The organism is Phenylobacterium zucineum HLK1 (assembly GCF_000017265.1).
Lineage (GTDB): Bacteria > Pseudomonadota > Alphaproteobacteria > Caulobacterales > Caulobacteraceae > Phenylobacterium > Phenylobacterium zucineum.
In genome coordinates, this window is the sequence record NC_011144.1 from 218,609 (window position 1) to 235,292 (window position 16,684).

Annotated in this window: 18 protein-coding genes; 12 read left to right on the forward strand and 6 right to left on the reverse strand. The window is 70.9% G+C overall.

Features of this window, described 5'->3' with window-relative positions:
• Window positions 1-27 precede the first annotated feature (27 nt).
• Window positions 28-879, forward strand: coding sequence for a DUF4238 domain-containing protein (locus tag PHZ_RS01210; protein WP_041372946.1), 852 nt, complete (start codon window positions 28-30; stop codon window positions 877-879).
• A 1-nt stretch (window position 880) separates the two neighbouring features.
• Here PHZ_RS01210 and PHZ_RS22525 read toward each other — a convergent pair whose 3' ends face one another.
• Together PHZ_RS22525 and PHZ_RS01220 are read right to left on the reverse strand one after the other, a co-directional pair.
• On the reverse strand, window positions 881-1,504 hold the full coding sequence (locus PHZ_RS22525) for a hypothetical protein (RefSeq protein WP_148216758.1): 624 nt from the start codon (window positions 1,502-1,504) through the stop codon (window positions 881-883).
• A gap of 267 nt (window positions 1,505-1,771) precedes the next feature.
• Entirely contained in the window at window positions 1,772-4,087 is a 2,316-nt protein-coding gene (locus PHZ_RS01220; RefSeq protein WP_012520780.1) for a PAS domain-containing sensor histidine kinase, read from the reverse strand.
• Between the two features lie 130 nt (window positions 4,088-4,217).
• Between PHZ_RS01220 and PHZ_RS01225 the strand changes: the two genes are divergently transcribed.
• From PHZ_RS01225 to PHZ_RS01255, 7 genes are all read left to right on the forward strand, one after another.
• A complete protein-coding gene (locus PHZ_RS01225; RefSeq protein WP_148216759.1) occupies window positions 4,218-4,766 on the forward strand; it encodes a hypothetical protein in 549 nt (182 codons plus the stop codon).
• Window positions 4,767-4,773: 7 nt separating this feature from the next.
• Complete coding sequence (locus PHZ_RS01230; protein WP_236611922.1) at window positions 4,774-5,166, forward strand: metallopeptidase family protein; 393 nt, start codon at window positions 4,774-4,776, stop codon at window positions 5,164-5,166.
• A 106-nt stretch (window positions 5,167-5,272) separates the two neighbouring features.
• Entirely contained in the window at window positions 5,273-5,608 is a 336-nt protein-coding gene (locus tag PHZ_RS01235) for an endonuclease domain-containing protein (RefSeq protein ID WP_012520783.1), read from the forward strand.
• A 169-nt stretch (window positions 5,609-5,777) separates the two neighbouring features.
• On the forward strand, window positions 5,778-6,905 hold the full coding sequence (locus PHZ_RS01240; protein WP_012520784.1) for a ferritin-like domain-containing protein: 1,128 nt from the start codon (window positions 5,778-5,780) through the stop codon (window positions 6,903-6,905).
• 173 nt (window positions 6,906-7,078) lie between these two features.
• Entirely contained in the window at window positions 7,079-7,600 is a 522-nt protein-coding gene (locus PHZ_RS01245) for a lipocalin family protein (RefSeq protein ID WP_049758094.1), read from the forward strand.
• A gap of 56 nt (window positions 7,601-7,656) precedes the next feature.
• Window positions 7,657-8,112, forward strand: a complete 456-nt coding sequence (gene mmcB, locus PHZ_RS01250) for a DNA repair putative endonuclease MmcB (RefSeq protein ID WP_012520786.1) — start codon at window positions 7,657-7,659, stop codon at window positions 8,110-8,112.
• Window positions 8,113-8,400 (forward strand): GIY-YIG nuclease family protein, encoded by a 288-nt coding sequence (locus PHZ_RS01255; RefSeq protein WP_012520787.1) that lies wholly within the window; start codon window positions 8,113-8,115, stop codon window positions 8,398-8,400.
• Window positions 8,401-8,723: 323 nt separating this feature from the next.
• Here PHZ_RS01255 and PHZ_RS01260 read toward each other — a convergent pair whose 3' ends face one another.
• From PHZ_RS01260 to PHZ_RS01270, 3 genes are all read right to left on the reverse strand, one after another.
• Window positions 8,724-9,074 carry an MmcQ/YjbR family DNA-binding protein gene (locus tag PHZ_RS01260; RefSeq protein ID WP_041372949.1) on the reverse strand — a complete coding sequence of 117 codons (351 nt, stop codon included), beginning with the start codon at window positions 9,072-9,074 and terminating at the stop codon, window positions 8,724-8,726.
• Window positions 9,075-9,090: 16 nt separating this feature from the next.
• Window positions 9,091-9,648 carry an ActR/PrrA/RegA family redox response regulator transcription factor gene (locus tag PHZ_RS01265; protein WP_012520788.1) on the reverse strand — a complete coding sequence of 186 codons (558 nt, stop codon included), beginning with the start codon at window positions 9,646-9,648 and terminating at the stop codon, window positions 9,091-9,093.
• An 85-nt stretch (window positions 9,649-9,733) separates the two neighbouring features.
• Complete coding sequence (locus PHZ_RS01270) at window positions 9,734-11,104, reverse strand: ActS/PrrB/RegB family redox-sensitive histidine kinase (protein WP_012520789.1); 1,371 nt, start codon at window positions 11,102-11,104, stop codon at window positions 9,734-9,736.
• 54 nt (window positions 11,105-11,158) lie between these two features.
• Here PHZ_RS01270 and PHZ_RS01275 point away from each other — a divergent pair, with 54 nt between their 5' ends.
• The 3 genes from PHZ_RS01275 to PHZ_RS01285 all read left to right on the forward strand — a co-directional run bounded on the left by PHZ_RS01275 (window position 11,159) and on the right by PHZ_RS01285 (window position 13,952).
• On the forward strand, window positions 11,159-11,770 hold the full coding sequence (locus tag PHZ_RS01275) for an SCO family protein (RefSeq protein WP_012520790.1): 612 nt from the start codon (window positions 11,159-11,161) through the stop codon (window positions 11,768-11,770).
• 162 nt (window positions 11,771-11,932) lie between these two features.
• The gene (locus tag PHZ_RS01280; RefSeq protein WP_041372951.1) at window positions 11,933-13,204 is read left to right on the forward strand and encodes a polyhydroxyalkanoate depolymerase; all 1,272 of its coding nucleotides are present in this window, start codon (window positions 11,933-11,935) and stop codon (window positions 13,202-13,204) included.
• A gap of 10 nt (window positions 13,205-13,214) precedes the next feature.
• Entirely contained in the window at window positions 13,215-13,952 is a 738-nt protein-coding gene (locus PHZ_RS01285; RefSeq protein WP_012520792.1) for a M48 family metallopeptidase, read from the forward strand.
• Window positions 13,953-13,978: 26 nt separating this feature from the next.
• On the opposite strand, the gene PHZ_RS01290 is transcribed toward PHZ_RS01285, so the two are convergent.
• Entirely contained in the window at window positions 13,979-15,967 is a 1,989-nt protein-coding gene (locus tag PHZ_RS01290; RefSeq protein WP_049758096.1) for a transglycosylase domain-containing protein, read from the reverse strand.
• Between the two features lie 311 nt (window positions 15,968-16,278).
• On the opposite strand from PHZ_RS01290, the gene PHZ_RS01295 reads away from it, so the two are divergent.
• Complete coding sequence (locus PHZ_RS01295) at window positions 16,279-16,620, forward strand: CC_3452 family protein (protein WP_041372952.1); 342 nt, start codon at window positions 16,279-16,281, stop codon at window positions 16,618-16,620.
• The last annotated feature ends 64 nt before the right edge of the window (window positions 16,621-16,684 follow it).

Below are 16,684 nucleotides of genomic sequence, written 5' to 3' on the forward strand. Positions count from 1 at the left end.
CGACAAAGCAGAGCTTCCGGCACCGGCATGCGCAACCACTATGTCCCGCAGTTCTTGCAGCGCCCATGGACAGGAGCGGACGGCGCCTTGCAGGTCTTCCGGATGAAAGCCGGGCGCTTCGAAACCTTCCGCCAGGTTCCCAAAGGGAATGGTTACGAGGAGGACATGCTGTCCCTTACCAAGGACACGGTCGCCGGCATGGACAAGCACGCCATCGAGAAGGTCGTGCTGCAATCCATTGACAACGAAGCCAGCAAGGTTCGCGACAAGCTGGAGGCCGGCCAGTTGACCTCGCTCACGCTGGAAGAACGCTCCGCGTGGGTGCGCTTCATCATGTCTCTGCAACTGCGCCAGCCGAGCAACGTCCTCTACCTGCGGAACGAGTCCGAGTCCGTCCTCAGAAAGAACCTCGCGGAGGCGCCAGAGGAATATGAGGCCCTCGCCGGACAGAGCGCGCCAGCGACGCTGGAGGAATGGACCGAGCAGATATTCCCCGGGGCCATCGAGAACTTCGGCTTGTCCTTCTTTCACGAGTTGCTGAACGATCCCGGCGTCGGCAACAAGCTCCTGCGCCTGCGTTGGTGGGTCTACGACTTCAACGCGTGCAGCAACCACCTCCTGCTAGCTGACAACCCGTGCGTATTCGCCGGTGGGATTGACCATCCCAACCTGGCGGTGGTCCTACCGATTTCACCGCGCAAGGCCTTCTTGGCCACGCGCGGGGAATTGGGGGCGCGGGCGATCAGGGAAGCGGACCCGAAGGTGCTTGTCGGTCGCCTCAACGACGCCAGCGTGAAGCAGGCGAAGGAGCGCGTGTTCGCGCGGGATGAGTCGCCCCGACGCTTCATCGAGAACCGGTGGCCCTCTGTCGTAGCCTAGGCTAAGCCGCAGCCGGCTCCTTCTTGCGGTTCCTGGCCTTTTCCAGCGCGTCGCTGCGCTCGCCCGAGAACAGGAACGCCGCCAGCGGCTTCTCGACTGCAAAATACGCGGAATGGGAGCCGACTACATGGGCTGCGCAGCGGATGTTGCCGGGCACACGACCAAGGAGGGGAACGATCCTGCCGAACATCTCGTCCGTCCTGACGGACCTTCGCTCGTCGCCTCGGAACGGCTCTAAGTCCAGCAACATCGACTTCTGTTCCCCCGGTTCGAGGATGTACGGTGGGCTGTGAGAGTCCCTGCGGGAACCGTTGGTCTGTATGGCAAATTGATGCCGGGCCCACTTCGGTCCGAGGCGGCGCAGCCACCCTGTTCGCCATCCAATGGACATGACCCGAACGGGGCGTTGGCCAATATTGGTCACGGTGACGTTGATGACTTCTTCGGCCATCTCCGGGTGGCCAGGAACAAGCAGGAGGCGCAGCCCAGCAGTCACCGTCACGCGTGCGGCCCGTTCGGACAGTACGACCCACAGAGATACGATCACCGCCGCTGAGGTCGCGATTGCTCCGGCCACCTGCCCGAGAGCCGCAACCTTCGTCCAAAGGAGTGTCTCTGGGTCCATGCGTCAATTCTCTCTAATCTCTGACGGACGATATCGCTGTGATAGCGACGGTTGAAGCCGGTGAGCGTCGGAACTGGCGAGTGGCCGAAGAGCGGGCCTTCCGAAACGCCGAGATGAGGTCAGCAGCGGCCCTTCACCGCCTGACCACCCCCCCCCTGGGTCCCCCGGATCAGCCTTTGGCTGACCGTGGGATGACGGCGGGAGGGGCGGGGCGGGGGGCTGGCGGCGGCGCGTGGGCGCGGCGGGCGGCGGCGGGGCGCAGGCGCCCTAGAGCGCCAGTTCGCGTTGGGCGGTGACGGCTTCGGCGCCTTCGGGGAGGTGGCAGGTGAAGCGGGCGCCGGCGCCGGGCTCGCTTTCGAGGGCGACCCAGCCGCCGTGGAGCTCGGTGAGCGCCTTGACGAGGGCCAGGCCCAGGCCCGGGCCGCCGCGCTCGCGGCCGATGAACCGGTCGAAGATGTGCGCCTGGACGTGGAAGGGGATGCCGCGGCCGGTGTCGGAGACCTGGAGCTGGATCTCGCCCAGCGCCTTGCGGGCGGCCAGGGTGATCGTGCCGCCGGCGGGGGTCTGGGTGAGGGCGTTCTCGACCAGGTGGTCGAGGATCTGGGCCAGCCGCTTGGCGTCGCCGCGGATCAGGCCGATGTCGTCGGGCCGCTCGATGACCAGCGAGACGCGGGCCGCCTCGGCCGGCTTCAGCCAGCGGCCGGCGACGCCGATCATCAGCTCGGCCACGTTCACGTCGGCGAGGTCGAGGGCCATCTCGTCGGCGTCGATCTGGGCCATGTCGAGCACGTCGTCGATCGAGCGGGCGAGCTGGGTGGCGGCCGACTTGACCGACGCGGCGTGGGCGCGGGCGCGCTCGGGCAGCGCGTCGCCGGAATGCTCCAGCAGCTCGGAGTAGCCGATGATGGTGGTGAGCGGGGTGCGCAGCTCGTACGACACGTTTCCGACGAAGTCGCGCTTCAGCCGCTCGGCCTCGGAGAGGGCGGCCTCGCGGTCGGCCAGGGCGCTCTCCAGCCGGCGCGCGTCGGTCACGTCGGTGAAGGCGATCAGGGTGGCCCCGTCGGGCAGGGGCCGCGAGCGGTACTCGACGATGCGGTCGTCGGAGGTGCGCGCCTCGCCGGTCATCGGCGTGCGGGCGCCGGGGTCGGGATCGCCGACCCGGCCCTTCAGCTCGCGCCAGAAGCCGAGGTCGTGCAGCTTGGGCACGCAGAGCTGGACCACGGCCTCGAAGTCGGCGGCCTCGAGCTGGTCGTGGCCGATGCCCCAGAAGCGCTCGAAGCTCTCGTTGTGCAGGCGCAGGCGCCCGTCCGAGCCGAACACGGCGACCGCGTCGGACAGCTTGTCGAGGGTGGCCTGCTGGACCTGGATCAGGGCGTTGTACTGGGCCTTCAGCTTCAGCTCGCCGGTGATGTCGGCGAAGAGGACCAGCATGCCGCCCATGGGGTGCGGCTGGCGCACCACGCGCAGGGTGCGCCCGTCGGGCAGGCTCCACAGGTCGTCGGGCTCGGCGCCCAGCTTCTCGTAGCGGTCGAGCTCGGCGGCCTTCCACTTGGCGTAGTCGGCGGTCTCGGGCAGGCGGCGGCGCTGGCGCAGGCGGTCCAGCACCTCGCCGTGGGTGGGCCGCTCCTCGAGCCAGGCGGGCTCGATGCCCCACAGCTCGGCGAAGGCGGTGTTGTGGAAGATCAGCCGCTTGCCCTCGCCGAAGATGGCGACGGCGTCGTCGATGCGGTTCAGCGTCTGGTCGTGGGCCTCGATGTTGCGCTTGAGCTGCTCGCGCAGCTCCTCGACCTCGGTGACGTCGTCGGTCCAGACGGCGACGCCGCCGCCCTCCAGCGGCTGGGCCACGATGTGGAAGGCGCGGCGGCGGCCGTCGAAGGCGAGCCAGCGGACCGCCTCGCGCCGCTGGCCGAGGTTGGCGGCCTCGCTGGCCACGGAATCGGCGCCCCGGTCGAAGGCCGCGCCCCGGCGGGCGGCCTCGTCCAGCGTCTCGGCGCCCACGGCGCGCAGCCAGGCGGCGTTGACCCAGACGGGCGAGCCGTCGGCGGCCGCGATCCAGGCGGGGCAGGACCGGGTGTGCAGGAAGGCGGCGAAGCGCGGGGCGGTGGGCAGGCCGGCGTCCTCGCCCAGCATCCCCGACAGCCGCAGCCAGGCCAGGGCGCCGGCGGCCCGGCCCTCGACCGTGACCACGCCGGCCTCGCCCTGGACCTCGAAGGCGCAGGCCTCGCCCCGCTCGAACAGGGCGCGCAGGCGCCGGGCGTGATCGGGATCGGCGCGCATCAAGGCGTTGAGCACCGCCTGGGGCTCGCCGGCGGCAAGGCCCAGGGCCTCGGCGCAGACGGCAAGGCTCTCCTCGCCCGAGGCCAGCAGGGCCTGGCCGTCCTCGACCGCGAGCAGGGCGGAATCGAAGGCCTCGGCCGAGGCCTGGGCCGCCTCGGCGCGGATCTGCATGGACCGGATCTGGGCCGCCAGCGCCTCGAGCCGGGCCTGGTCGGCCCGGCGCTGGGCCAGGGCCCACAGCACCGCCGAAAGCGCCAGGCACACCGCGCCGGCCGCCGCCGCCAGGATCAGTTGGTCCGCGCTCATGGCCTCCCCGGCCCGAATCACCCGGCCCGAGCTTACGGCATGGAGGGCCGGCTGTGGCGAGCGGGCCTGCCCGAAATGTGGGGGCGCGGGGAGGTGTCGCAGGCGGCCCGCGGCGTCTAGAATGGCGGCGATGACGATCCTGTACCCCGTGGCGACCAACGCCGAGCAGGCGCTGTCGCGGCCGCTGGGCCGGGCCGCCCGCGAGAGCGAGGCCCGCCGCCGCGCGGGCGGGGCGGTGGCCTTCACGACCGACCCGGCGGGCCCGGCCTTCCCGACCCGCGAGGCGGCGATTGAGGCCTACGGCGAGCGGCTGGAGCCGGCCGAGCCCGCCGACCGCTTCTGCCAGCTGACCCAGCAGGTGGCGGCCGAGGCGGGCCGTGCGCCCGCCCCGGTCGAGCCGGCGTTCGAGGACGGCCGCCGCTGGCCCGCGCCCGGGCCGGCGCCGCGCACCGTCTGGCGGCTGACGGTCTCGTACTGGCGCATCCCCACGGCCGAGCGGCCGCTGGACCCGCCCCAGGCCCGCCAGGCCCGGCGCGGCAAGCAGGCGCTGGAGCCGCAGACGCTGCAGGCCATCGCCCGCGCCCCGCTGCGCCCCGTCAAGCCGCAGCAGCCGCTGGACATCGGCCTCTTCGAGGTCCGCCCGCCGGAGGCGCCCCATATCGTGATGCCCGATGAGTGACGCCGTCATGGGTCGCGCGCCCTCGCTGGACGACCTGGCCGAGATCGCCGAGCGGGCGTTCGCCGAGCTGCCCGAGGGCTTCCGCCGGCTGGCGGGCGAGGTGGTGTTCCGGGTGGACGACTTCCCCGAGCCCGAGGTGCTGGCCGAGCTGGGCATCGAGGACGCCTTCGAGCTGACGGGCCTCTACCAGGGCGTGGACCTCTCGCGCCGCTCGGTGCTGGACGGCTCGGCGCACCCCAGCCGGGTGTTCCTCTACCGCCGCCCGATCCTGGACGAATGGGCCGAGCGCGGCGACGTGACCCTGGAGGAGCTGGTGACCCACGTCCTCGTCCACGAGATCGGCCACCACTTCGGCCTCTCGGACGACGACATCGACGCGATCGAGGACGCGGCGGAGTAGTTCCTTATTTGTTCCGCCGCTGCTAGTCTCCTTCTCCCCTTGTGGGAGAAGGTGTCAGCCGCAGGCTGACGGATGAGGGGTCGCACCGACCCCGGGGAGCCGAGCGGTGACGACGGAGCGGGCGCGGCGTCTGCGCCGTGAAGCGACGGCCGGCGAGCGCCGCCTCTGGGCGCTGTTGCGGGACCGCCGTCTGCAGGGACTGAAGTTCCGCCGGCAGTTTCCGGTCGGACCCTATGTGCTGGACTTCGTCTGCCTTCGGCATCGCCTGGCCCTTGAGGCGGACGGGCCTCTGCACGATCCGGAGCGGGACGCTCGGCGCGACGCGTGGCTGGCGGCTCGGGGATTTCGCGTCATCCGCTTCGCCAATGCCGAGATCACCCGGGATCGAGTGCACGCGGCCGTGATCGCGGCCATTGAGCCAGGTCCTGGCGGAGAGGTCTGAGAGACCCCTCATCCGACGCCCTTCGGGCGCCACCTTCTCCCGCAAGGGGAGAAGGATTATAAAATGACGCCCCCGTCATTTTGTTTGACTGAACGCCGGTCCCGCCGCATGCTTCCGGGAAGACGACGGGGGCATCGTCGCGCGTATTGAGGTGGAGGAGCGAGAAGACATGGCCGCCGACGGCAACATCACCAAGGACATGATCTACGACGCCGTGGCTCCGGACGACTTCGAGTCGATGCTGGAGCTGGACCGGTACAACGCCCGCTCGACGGCGTTCGACAAGATCATCAGCGCCACCCACGACCACTTCTGGGATCCGCTGGACGCCAAGTACATCGACTTCTCCACGCCGTTCGACATGGAGAACGAGATGATCCTCCCCGAGGACATGGTCGTCTCGCTCCAGACCAAGTACGTCTCGGACCGCCTGTCCGACCGCAAGGACCGCGTGCGGTTCGTCAACCAGTTCGCGCTGCGGACCTTCTCCTCGATCCTGCACGGCGAGCAGGGCGCGCTGAACCTGTCGGCCAGCCTGTGCCACGTGCTGAAGGACCAGGGCGCCCAGGAGTACGCGGCCAACCAGACCCGCGAAGAGGCCCGCCACGTCACGGCCTTCGCCAAGTACATCAAGGCCCGCTGGGGCCGGCCGGTGGAATGCGGCCCGACCCTGAAGGCGCTGCTGGTCGAGATCATCAACAGCCCCGAGGTCTACAAGAAGATCATCGGCATGCAGATGCTGGTCGAGGGCCTGGCGATGGGCGCCTTCGCCACCGTCTTCAAGCTGACCAACGACCCGCTGGCGCGGCAGCTGACGCAGCTCGTCATGACCGACGAGGCCTTCCACCACAAGTTCGGGAAGATCTGGGCCGACCGGACCATCCCGCACCTGACGGAAGCCGAGCACGAGATCATCGAGACCTGGGCGGCGCACTGCTTCCAGACGCTGCTGTTCAACCTCGTGGGCCCGTCGCAGCAGCGCAGCCTGTACGAGGAGTTCGGCCTCGACCCCGACCGGGTGATCGCCGAGCTGGCCGAGATCATCACCGACGAGAGCCGCCGCGAGGGGATGAAGGAGCAGACCAACATCTTCCGCGTGCTGGTGAAGACGCTGGTCAACGCCGGCATCATCACCGACCGGACGCGGGCGTTCTACGCCATGTACGTCGACCTCGACGAGCTGAAGGCCGAGGGCGACTCCATGGTCGGCGACGAGATCGCCGAGGAGGGCATCAAGTTCCTCCAGGAGATCAACTTCAAGGACCGCGCCAAGCAGGTCCTGATCGCCGCGGAATAGACCCTCCGCCAGGGGGGCTGCGGGCGCCCGCCGGCCGAGGAGGCCGGCGGGCGTTCGCGTTTCTGCAACAGAAGCGCCCAACATTGGCCAAGAGGACGTTGCGTCTATATGTAGCGCCCGCGGCCGCCGCCCGGCCGTTCATATCCATTCGAGACGCGGGTATCGGTCCCGGCATGATCCAGCGCCTGATCCTTGCGGCGGCCGCCGCCCTCGCCATGGCCGCCCTGCCCGTCGCCGGCCCGCTCCACGCCGCCGAGCCCGTCCAGAAGGTCGAGCTGACCAAGATGATGGGCCGCTGGTACGAGGTGGCCCGGGTCCCGAACAAGCTGCAGAACGGCTGCGAGGCCGGCGCCTCGGACTGGACGCCCCAGGCCGGCGGCTTCGCCGTGGTCCAGCGCTGCTGGAAGGAGAAGGGCGGCCAGACGACCTGGAAGGCCAAGGCCACCGCCGACCCGTCGAACACCCGCATCAAGATGACGTTCTTCGGCGGCCTGGTGAGCCAGGACTACAAGGTGCTGGAGCACCGCGTGGACCAGGGCTGGCTGATCCTGGCGACCGCCAACGGCAAGTACGTGTGGCTGATGTCGCAGAAGCCGACCCTGCCGGCGCAGGTGAAGGCCCAGGCCGTCGCCCGCATCAAGCAGCTCGGCTTCGACCCCAACCGCCTCGAGTTCCCGGGCCCGCCGGAGACCTGAGGCCGCGACCGCCGGCCGCGCTTGCCTCCGGAACGGAGGCGGAACAGAGTGCCGGGATGGACGTCTCCGTCACCGTCGTTTCCGTCTCGCGGCCCGAGACAACCGCCAGCGTCACCCGCGGGGCGGCGCGGTTCCTGACCGCGCTGGGCTATGCCCCGCTGGCGGAGGTGACCCTGCCGAACGGCCGGCGCGCCGACCTGATGGCGCTGGGCCCCAAGGGAGAGATCTTCATCGTCGAGGTGAAGTCGGGCGTGGAGGACTTCCGCACCGACCAGAAGTGGCACGAGTACCTGCCCTACTGCGACGCCTTCGCCTTCGCCGTGGCGCCCGAGTTCCCGCGCGAGATCCTGCCGGACGAGCCGGGACTGATCGTCGCCGACGGCTTCGGCGGCGCCATCCTGCGCGAGGCGCCCGTGGCCCCGCTGGCCGGCGCGCGGCGCAAGGCGCTGACCCTCGCGTTCGGACGGCTGGCGGCCATGCGCGCCGGCGGCGCGGAGGCGTTCACGCTGTAGGTGGCGGGCTACGTCTACATCCTGGCGAGCGCGCCCTACGGGACGCTCTACATCGGCGTGACGAACGACATCGCCTTTCGGGTCTGGCAGCACCGCGAAGGGGCCGGGAGCGAGTTCTGCCGCAGGTACGGCGTCCATCGGCTGGTCCACTACGAGCTGTTCGACGACATCTCGAACGCCATCCACCGTGAGAAGCGGCTGAAGAAGTGGCCTCGGCGCTGGAAGATCAACCTGATCGAGGCGGGCAATCCGACCTGGCGCGACCTCTACGAGACGCTGAACCTGTAGGCGCCGCTTGGGTCCCCCGGATCGCCCTGGCGGGCGACCGGAGGATGACGGATCAAGGATGGGCGTCACTACAGCTCGTCATCCCACGGTCAGCCGAAGGCTGATCCGGGGGACCCAAGCGGCGGATCGTTGGGGCGCTGGCTCCTGCCGGGCCGGGGCCGGCGAAGCCGTCTTTTCGACACCAAGAGCACCAAGGGCACGAAGATCACCAAGAGGGGGCTCGGCGTCTTCGTGAGCTTGGTGGTCTTGGTGGTCGTGGTGTCGGATTGGTGAGCCGCCGCTGGCGCGGCGTCTCGGGGGCGCCATCCGGTTCTGGCTCTCCGCTACGCGGGAGCGGAGGCGGCCTGTTCAGCGGCGAAGGCCCGGCTGATCTTCTTGGGGACGACCTGGGTCCAGGCTTCGCGGGCGAGGTCGGCGGCTTCGGCGGGGGCGAGGGCGGAGAGGTCGACGAAGGACCAGCGCAGGGCCCCGGCGACGTAGGGGCTGAAGACGTCGGGGCGGGCCTCGAAGAGGAGCTCCTGGTGGTTCCTCTCCAGCTTCATGATCACCCGCCCGCGCCAGGTCTGGACGAAGCCCTTCCTGCCCACCCGGAACATGGGCTCGCCGTACCAGACGTCCTCCTCGGCGCCGGGAAGGGGCAGGGCGGCGGCGCGGATGTCGTCCCAGGTCGCCATGGCCGGCCGTCCGCGCCTAGCGGGGCGCCCGCTTGGCGAGGATCCGCTGCAGGGTGCGGCGGTGCATGTTCAGCCGCCGGGCGGTCTCGGAGACGTTGTGGTTGCAGAGCTCGTAGACCCGCTGGATGTGCTCCCAGCGCACCCGGTCGGCGCTCATCGGGTTCTCGGGGGGCGCGGGGGCGTCGCCGCCGCGGGCCAGCAGGGCGCGGGCCACGTCGTCGGCGTCGGCGGGCTTGGAGAGGTAGTCCACCGCCCCGGCCTTCACCGCCTGCACCGCGGTGGCGATGTTGCCGTAGCCGGTCAGCATGATGATCTTGGCGTCGGGGCGGGCGTCGCGCACCGCCTCCACCACCTTCAGGCCCGAGCCGTCCTCCAGACGCATGTCGAGCACGGCGTAGGCGGGCGGCTTGGCCCGCACCGCGGCGATCGCCTCGGCGACGCTGCCCACCAGCGTGGGCTCGAATCCCCGCTGCTCCAGCGCCCGGCCCAGCCGGTTGCGGAGCGGCGCGTCGTCGTCGAGCACCAGCAGGGACTTGTCGGGAAGCGCGGAAATATCGGCGGAGAGATCGGTCATACTCAAATCCCGGCGGGCTCCCTCACTGTGCTCTGCGGCAGTCTGTCGCACCTCAACGCATCAGGGCAAGCTTGGCTGCCGCCGTTCAGCCGGCCTCGATGGTCGATCGCGCCCAGCGCGCGGTGACGACCGCGCCGCGCGGCCGTCCGTTCTGAAACGACACCCGGGCGCCGGTTCGTTCCAGCAACGTTTTCGCGATGAAGAAGCCCAGGCCCATGCCGACGTGGCCGGTGCGGCCGCCCTCCACCCCCGGACGGCTGGTCACATAGGGCTCGCCCAGCTTGGCGATGATCTCGGGCGCGAATCCGGGGCCGTCGTCGCGCACCTCCATCGAGACGGTGTCGGCGTCGAAGCGGGCCGTGACGAGGACCTCGGAGGCGGCGAAGTCCACGGCGTTCTCCACGAACGAGGTCATGGCGTGGGTGATCTCGGGCAGGCGGCGGATGTCGGGCGCCTTCACGCCCTTGGCGCCGGTGACGATGGCCTCGACCCGCACGTCCTTCACCGCGGCGTGGGGCTCGATCACCTCCTGCACGAGCTGGCGCAGGGAGAGGCGCTCGTGGACCTCGTCGGAATGGGCGTCGGGGGTGGCGGTGAGCCGCCGCAGGATCTCCCGGCAGCGCTCGGCCTGGGCCATCAGCAGGTCGGCGTCCTCCTTCACCTGCGGCGTCGGCGCCTCGCGGGCCATCTCCTTGGCGACGATGGAGATGGTGGCGAGCGGGGTGCCGAGCTCGTGCGCCGCGGCCGCCGCCAGGGTCCCGAGGGCCGAGAGCCGCTGCTCCTTGGCCAGCACCGCCTGGGTGACGTCGAGGGCCAGGGCCATCCGCGCGGCCTCGGCGGCCGACTGGCGCACGTAGCTGGCGATCAGCGCGATGCCGGCGATGTTGGCCAGGCCCGCGGCCAGCCGGTACTCGAGCGACATGCGCGGGCCGGGCGCGGCCGCCGGGGCCGGCAGGGACACGCCGGCCAGCGCCAGGGAGGCGAGGGCGGCCAGCCCCGCGAGCAGCAGCGTGTGGCGCAGGGGCAGGGTCGCGGCCGCCAGGGTCACCGGCACGATCAGGAGGACGACGAACGGGTTCGCCGTGCCGCCCATCAGGCCCATGAAGATCGCGATCTGGAGGATGTCGAAGGCCAGGTGCGCCGTGGCCTCACGGTCGCCCAGCACCCGCTGCAGGGGCGAGGCCACGCCGGTGAGCAGGTTGACGAAGCCGCCGACGCCGATCGCCAGCGCGGCGAGCGCATAGGGGCCCGGATAGTCCAGCAGCAGGCCCAGGGCGAGGAGCAGCGCCGTCTGGCCGGCGATCACCAGCCAGCGCAGGGTCACCAGGGTGCGCAGCCGCAGGTGGCTGCGGTTCACCGCGTCGGCGTCCCAGACGCCTTGCACCCCGTTCGCCGCCGCCCTATCGAGGCGATGGGGGGCCGGGATCGCCGCCGTCTGCGCGCGCGCGTTCGCCATGGTCCTCCTCAGGCCCGCCCGCCGCGGCCGGGCCGCAAGACAAGGGAAGCTCGCATGTCCAGGCGCGTCCTCGCGCTCGTCGCGGTCTTGGCTCTGGCGCTCGCCATCCTCACCGGTCTCGCCGTCCGTAAAGGTGTCCTGGGTCCGGAGGAGCAAACCGCCGCCGTGGGCGGGGCGTTCCAACTGGTGGACCAGACGGGCGCCACGGTCGACGAGGACGTGCTGAAGGGCAAGTGGAGCGCGGTCTTCTTCGGCTTCACCCACTGCCCCGACGTGTGCCCGACGACGCTGTTCGAGATGGCCGAGGTCGAGCGCCTGATGGGCGAGAAGGCCGGGACCCTGCAGACCGTGTTCATCTCGGTGGACCCCGAACGCGACACCGTCCAGCAGGTGGCGGCCTATGTGAAGAACGACGCCTTCCCCAGGCGCCTGATCGGCCTGACCGGCACGCCGGAGCAGGTGGACCGGGCGGCAAAGGCCTATCACGTCTACTACCAGAAGGCCGGCGAGGGCCCGGACTACCAGGTCAACCACGCCTCCTACACCTATCTGATGAGCCCCAAGGGCCGGTTCGTCTGCGTTCTGCCCTACGACCTCGGCCCCGAGCAGGTCGCGGCGAAGATCGAGACCGCCATGCGGGCGGGTCCGAACGCGACGAGCTGCTGAGGCCTTCGCCGGCGTCGGCGGCGCGCCCTTCCCACCATTCGCTCTTCAGCCCGCCGACGGGAGCTTCGGCGAATGGTCCCCCCTTCCCGCTTCGCGGGACGGGCAGGGTGGAGCCAATTAACGCTTCACATGTTATGCTGCGGCGCACAAAAAGGGGGCCTGATGCTCTACACCCTCTATGAGGCCGGCTACTACGCCTCGACCCCGCTCCGTCTGGCCGCCCTGGCGACCCGGCAGTTCTGGGGCTCGCCGCTCAATCCGGCCGCCGACACCGAGCTGGGCCGGCGGCTGTTCGCCACCTCGGACCTGATCACCAACCTGACCCGGCGCTACGGCAAGCCGGCGTGGGGGATCGACCAGGTCGAGATCGGCGGGCAGGACGTGCGGGTGCGGCCGGTCAGCGTCTGGTCCAGCCCCTGGGCGAAGCTGACCCACTTCGTGCGCGACATGTCCGACCTGCGGCGGGCGGGCCGGCGCGAGCTGGAGCCGGCGGTGCTGATCGTGGCGCCGCTCTCGGGGCACTACGCCACCCTGCTGCGCGGCACGGTGCAGGCCTTCCTGCAGGACCACGAGGTGTTCGTCACCGAATGGGCGAACGCCCGCGACGTGCCGGTGCTGGAAGGCCGCTTCGACCTCGACGACTACATCGACCACATCCGCGAGATGCTGCGCGTGCTGGGCCCGCGCCCGCACGTGGTGGCGGTCTGCCAGCCGGGGCCCGCGGTCCTGGCGGCCGCCGCGCTGATGAGCGAGGACGGCGAGGAGAGCCGCCCGGGCTCGATGACCTTCATGGGCTCGCCGATCGACGCGCGGCTGTCGCCCACGGTGACCAACCGGCTGGCCGAGGAGCGGCCGTTCGCCTGGTTCGAGAGCAACATGGTCTACACCGTCCCCGGGCCCTATCCGGGGATGGGGCGGCGGGTCTATCCGGGCTTCGTCCAGCTCGCGAGCTTCATGTCGATGAACCTCGAGAAGCACCAGGAAGCCCACCTGCGCTACCTGCAGCACCTGATGGACGGCGACGGGGATTCCGCCGACAAGCACCTGGAGTTCTACGACGAGTACCTCTCGGTGCTGGACCTGACCGAGGAGTTCTACCTCCAGACCGTCGACGTGGTGTTCCAGCGCTACCTGCTGCCGAAGGGCGAGTTCTTCCACCGCGGCCGCCACGTGCGGCCCGACCGGATCGCCGACATCGGCCTGATGACCGTCGAGGGCGAGAACGACGACATCTCCGGGATCGGCCAGACCCAGGCGGCCCACGACCTGTGCTCGGGCATTCCGGCCGAGCTGAAGGAGGACTGGGTGCAGCCGCACGTCGGCCACTACGGCGTCTTCAACGGCAAGCGCTTCCGCGAGGAGATCTACCCGCGGGTGAGGGCGTTCATCCGCCGCATCGAAGAGGGCTTCGACAGGACCCGGGCGGCTGCCTAGATAAGGGGCGATGAGTCCCTTCGGCCGAGCCTTCACCGACGGAGACCGGCTGGAGGTGGCCGGGGCGGTCGTGCGCCTGCGCGTGAACCGCCGCGCCCGCCGCGTGTCGCTGCGGCTGGACCGGGCCCGGCGCGAGATCGTCGCCACCGCCCCGAGCCCCCGGCGCCTGGCCGAGGCCGCCGCCTTCGCCAACGACCGCGCCGCCTGGATCGCCGAACGCCTGGCCGAGCTGCCGGCCACGGCGCCCGTCGGGCCGGGCCTGGAGCTGGAGGTGTTCGGCGAGGCGGTGCGGCTGGAGGCCGGGACCGGCCGCGCCCGCTGGCTCGCCCCGGAGGACGGCTCCACGCCGCGCATCGTCGCCATGGGCGAGGGCGAGGGTTACGCCCGGGCGGTGATCCTGGTGCTGCGCCGCCGGGCCCTGGAGGTGCTGACCGAGCGCACCGCCTGGCACTGCGGCCGCCTGGGCGTGGCGGTCCCCAAGGTGACGGTCACCGACACCCGCTCGCGCTGGGGCTCGTGCCGGCCCGCGGTGGGCCGGCTGCCGGCCTCGATCCGCTATTCCTGGCGCCTGGCGCTCGCCCCCTTCGAGGTGGCCGACTACGTGGCCGCCCACGAGAGCGCGCACCTGCTGGAGCTGAACCACGGCCCCCGCTTCTGGGCCCATGTGCGGGGCCTGGTGGGCGACGAGCGCCGCCACCGCGAGTGGCTCCGCGCCGAAGGCGCCCGGCTCCACGCCTTCGGGCGGTGACGGACGCGTCCTAGAACAGCGGCTCCCTAGAACAGCGGTTCCTCGCGGGCGCGGCGGGGCGGGGCCGGCTCGTCGAACTCGGACGGCGGGGTCTCGTCGCGGCGGCCGCCGAAGAAGTCGGTGACCCCGTCGATCAGGTCGCCGATGGGGTCCGGCTCGGGCGGCGGCGGCAGGTCGCTGCCGGGGATCGGCTGGACCGCCAGGCGCGGCAGGGCCGCGGTCATGAAGTCCTTCCAGATGCCCGCGGGCGCGCCGCCGCCGGTCACCCGGCGCATCGGGGTGTTGTTGTCCTTGCCGACCCAGACCGCGGTGACGAAGCCGCCCGTGTAGCCGACGAACCAGGCGTCGCGGTAGTCGCTGGTGGTGCCGGTCTTGCCGGCGATGTCGTAGCCGGGGACGTTGGCCCTGGCGCCCGTGCCCTGCAGGATCACCTGGCGCATCATCTGGTTCATGTAGGCGAGCGCCGGCTGGCCGATCACCGCCTGGCGCGGCGCCTGGTCGACGCTGTGGTCGTAGAGCACCCGGCCGCTGGAGGTGCGGATGCGCTCGATCCCGTAGCCGCGGGCCAGGAAGCCGCCGTTGGCGAAGGGGGCGAAGGCCTGGGCCATCTCCAGCGGGCTGACCTCGACCGCGCCCAGCGCCATCGAGGGGTCGAGCTGGATGTTCGAGGTGATGCCGAGCCGGCGGGCGGTGGCCGCGACGTTGGAGGTGCCGACCTCGTTGGCCAGGCGCGCGGCGACGGTGTTGATGGACTCCTGCAGGGCGGTCTGCAGCGTCATCGGGCCGAGGTAGCGCTGGGTGTAGTTGCGCGGCTCCCAGTTGCCGATCTTGATCGGCTCGTCGACGACCGGGGTGTTCGGCGTGCGGCCCGCCTCGACGGCGGTCAGGTAGACGAACGGCTTGAACGCCGAGCCGGCCTGGCGGCGGGCCATGGTGGCGCGGTCGAACTGGGTCTGCAGGTAGTTGGTCCCGCCGACGTAGGCGCGCACGCGGCCCTCGCCGTCGATCGAGACGAGGGCGCCCTGCTCGACGCCCTGGTCCTTGGCCGCCTCGACGCCCCGCTTGAGCGCCTGCTCGGCGGCGGCCTGCAGCGGCAGGTCGAGGGTGGTCTCCACGACGAGGTCCTCGGTGGGCTCGCCCACCAGGCTGCGGACCTGGTCGTCCACCCAGTCGGTGAAGTACTGCGCCCGCTGGTTGGCCAGCACGGGATTGACCCGCACCTTGGTGCGGATGGCGGCCTCGCGTTCCTGGGGCGTGATGAAGTCCGCCTCGACCATCTTGTCGAGCACGACGGTGGCGCGGCGGGCGGCGCGCTCGGTGGCCGAGACCGGCGAGTAGCGCGAGGGGCCCTTCATCATCCCGGCCAGCAGGGCGGATTCGCCCAGGGTCAGCTTCTCGGCCGGCTTGCCGAAGTAGCGCTGGGAGGCGGCCTCGATGCCGTAGGCGCCGGCGCCGAAGTAGACCCGGTTCAGGTAGAGCTCGAGGATCTGCTTCTTCGAGAAGCGGGCCTCCAGCCAGACCGCCAGGATCAGCTCCTGGGCCTTGCGCCGGTAGTTCTGCGACGGCGTCAGGAAGAGGTTGCGGGCGAGCTGCTGGGTGATGGTCGAGCCGCCGCGCAGGGGGCCGCTCTCGCGGCGCATGTTGTAGAGCTGGCTGCGGACGATGCCCCAGGGGTTGAAGCCGAAGTGCCAATAGTACCAGCGGTCCTCGATGGCGATGAACGCCTCGGGCACGTGCTCGGGCAGGCGGTCGAGGTCCACCGGCGGGGCGTACTGGCTGCCGCGCACGGCGACGAGCGCGCCCGAGCGGTCGAGGTACGACACCGACGGCTGGCGCTTGACGTCGTAGAGGGTCGAGGTGTCGGGCAGGTCGACGGCGAAGACGGCGAAGAACGCCACCAGGAAGATCAGCCCCCAGACGCCCAGCACCAGGGTCCAGTAGATCAGCGCCTGCAGGGGCGAGCGTTTTCCGCGCGGCGGCCGGGGCGCCCGACCGCCCCCTCCGGCATTGGCCATTTCTTGCGTCGTCCTAACCGATTGCGGCCGCCCCAGCCCCGGCGGGCGAGCCATAACCCAGCGGCACGGAACGCCCAACAAGGTTTATGGGACATGAACGCCGCAGGCGCCCGCAGCGGCCCAGCTCTGCATTCCCGCATAGCGGCGTTGCGCAAATAGCGGTTGCGCGAGCGATCTTAACACCGTTATCTTTACGATGCTCAGTTCGTCGTGGGCCGTCGGGGGGGATACCGGCGGCCGACCCACGCGGCGGAAGGGGCCGGCGCCACGAGCAGGGCGCCGCATCTCCCCGAAACGCTGGAGGGCTCTCGATGAAGCTCCGTACGACCCTGGCCGCCTGCGCGGCCCTCACCACCCTCGCGGCCGGCTCGGCCTTCGCCGCCGAAGCCGTGACCGCCAAGCTGCAGGCCCCGGTGGCCGAGAAGACCAAGTTCATCGCCGGCGGCGCCATGTTCACCTGCGAAGGCGACGCCTGCGTGGCCGCGGCCCCGACGTCGCAGACCTTCGCCACCTCGACCTGCAAGACCATCGCCGCGAAGGTCGGCGCGGTGGCCTCGTTCGAGGGCCGCAAGGCGCTGGACGACGGCCGCCTGGCCCAGTGCAACGAGAAGGCGCTGGCCAAGGCCGACGGCGCCCAGCTGGCCAAGCAGTAAGCACTCCCAGCAGCTCTCTAGTCGAGCTCTGTTGCAGACTGGCCCGCCGGCTCGCCGGCGGGCC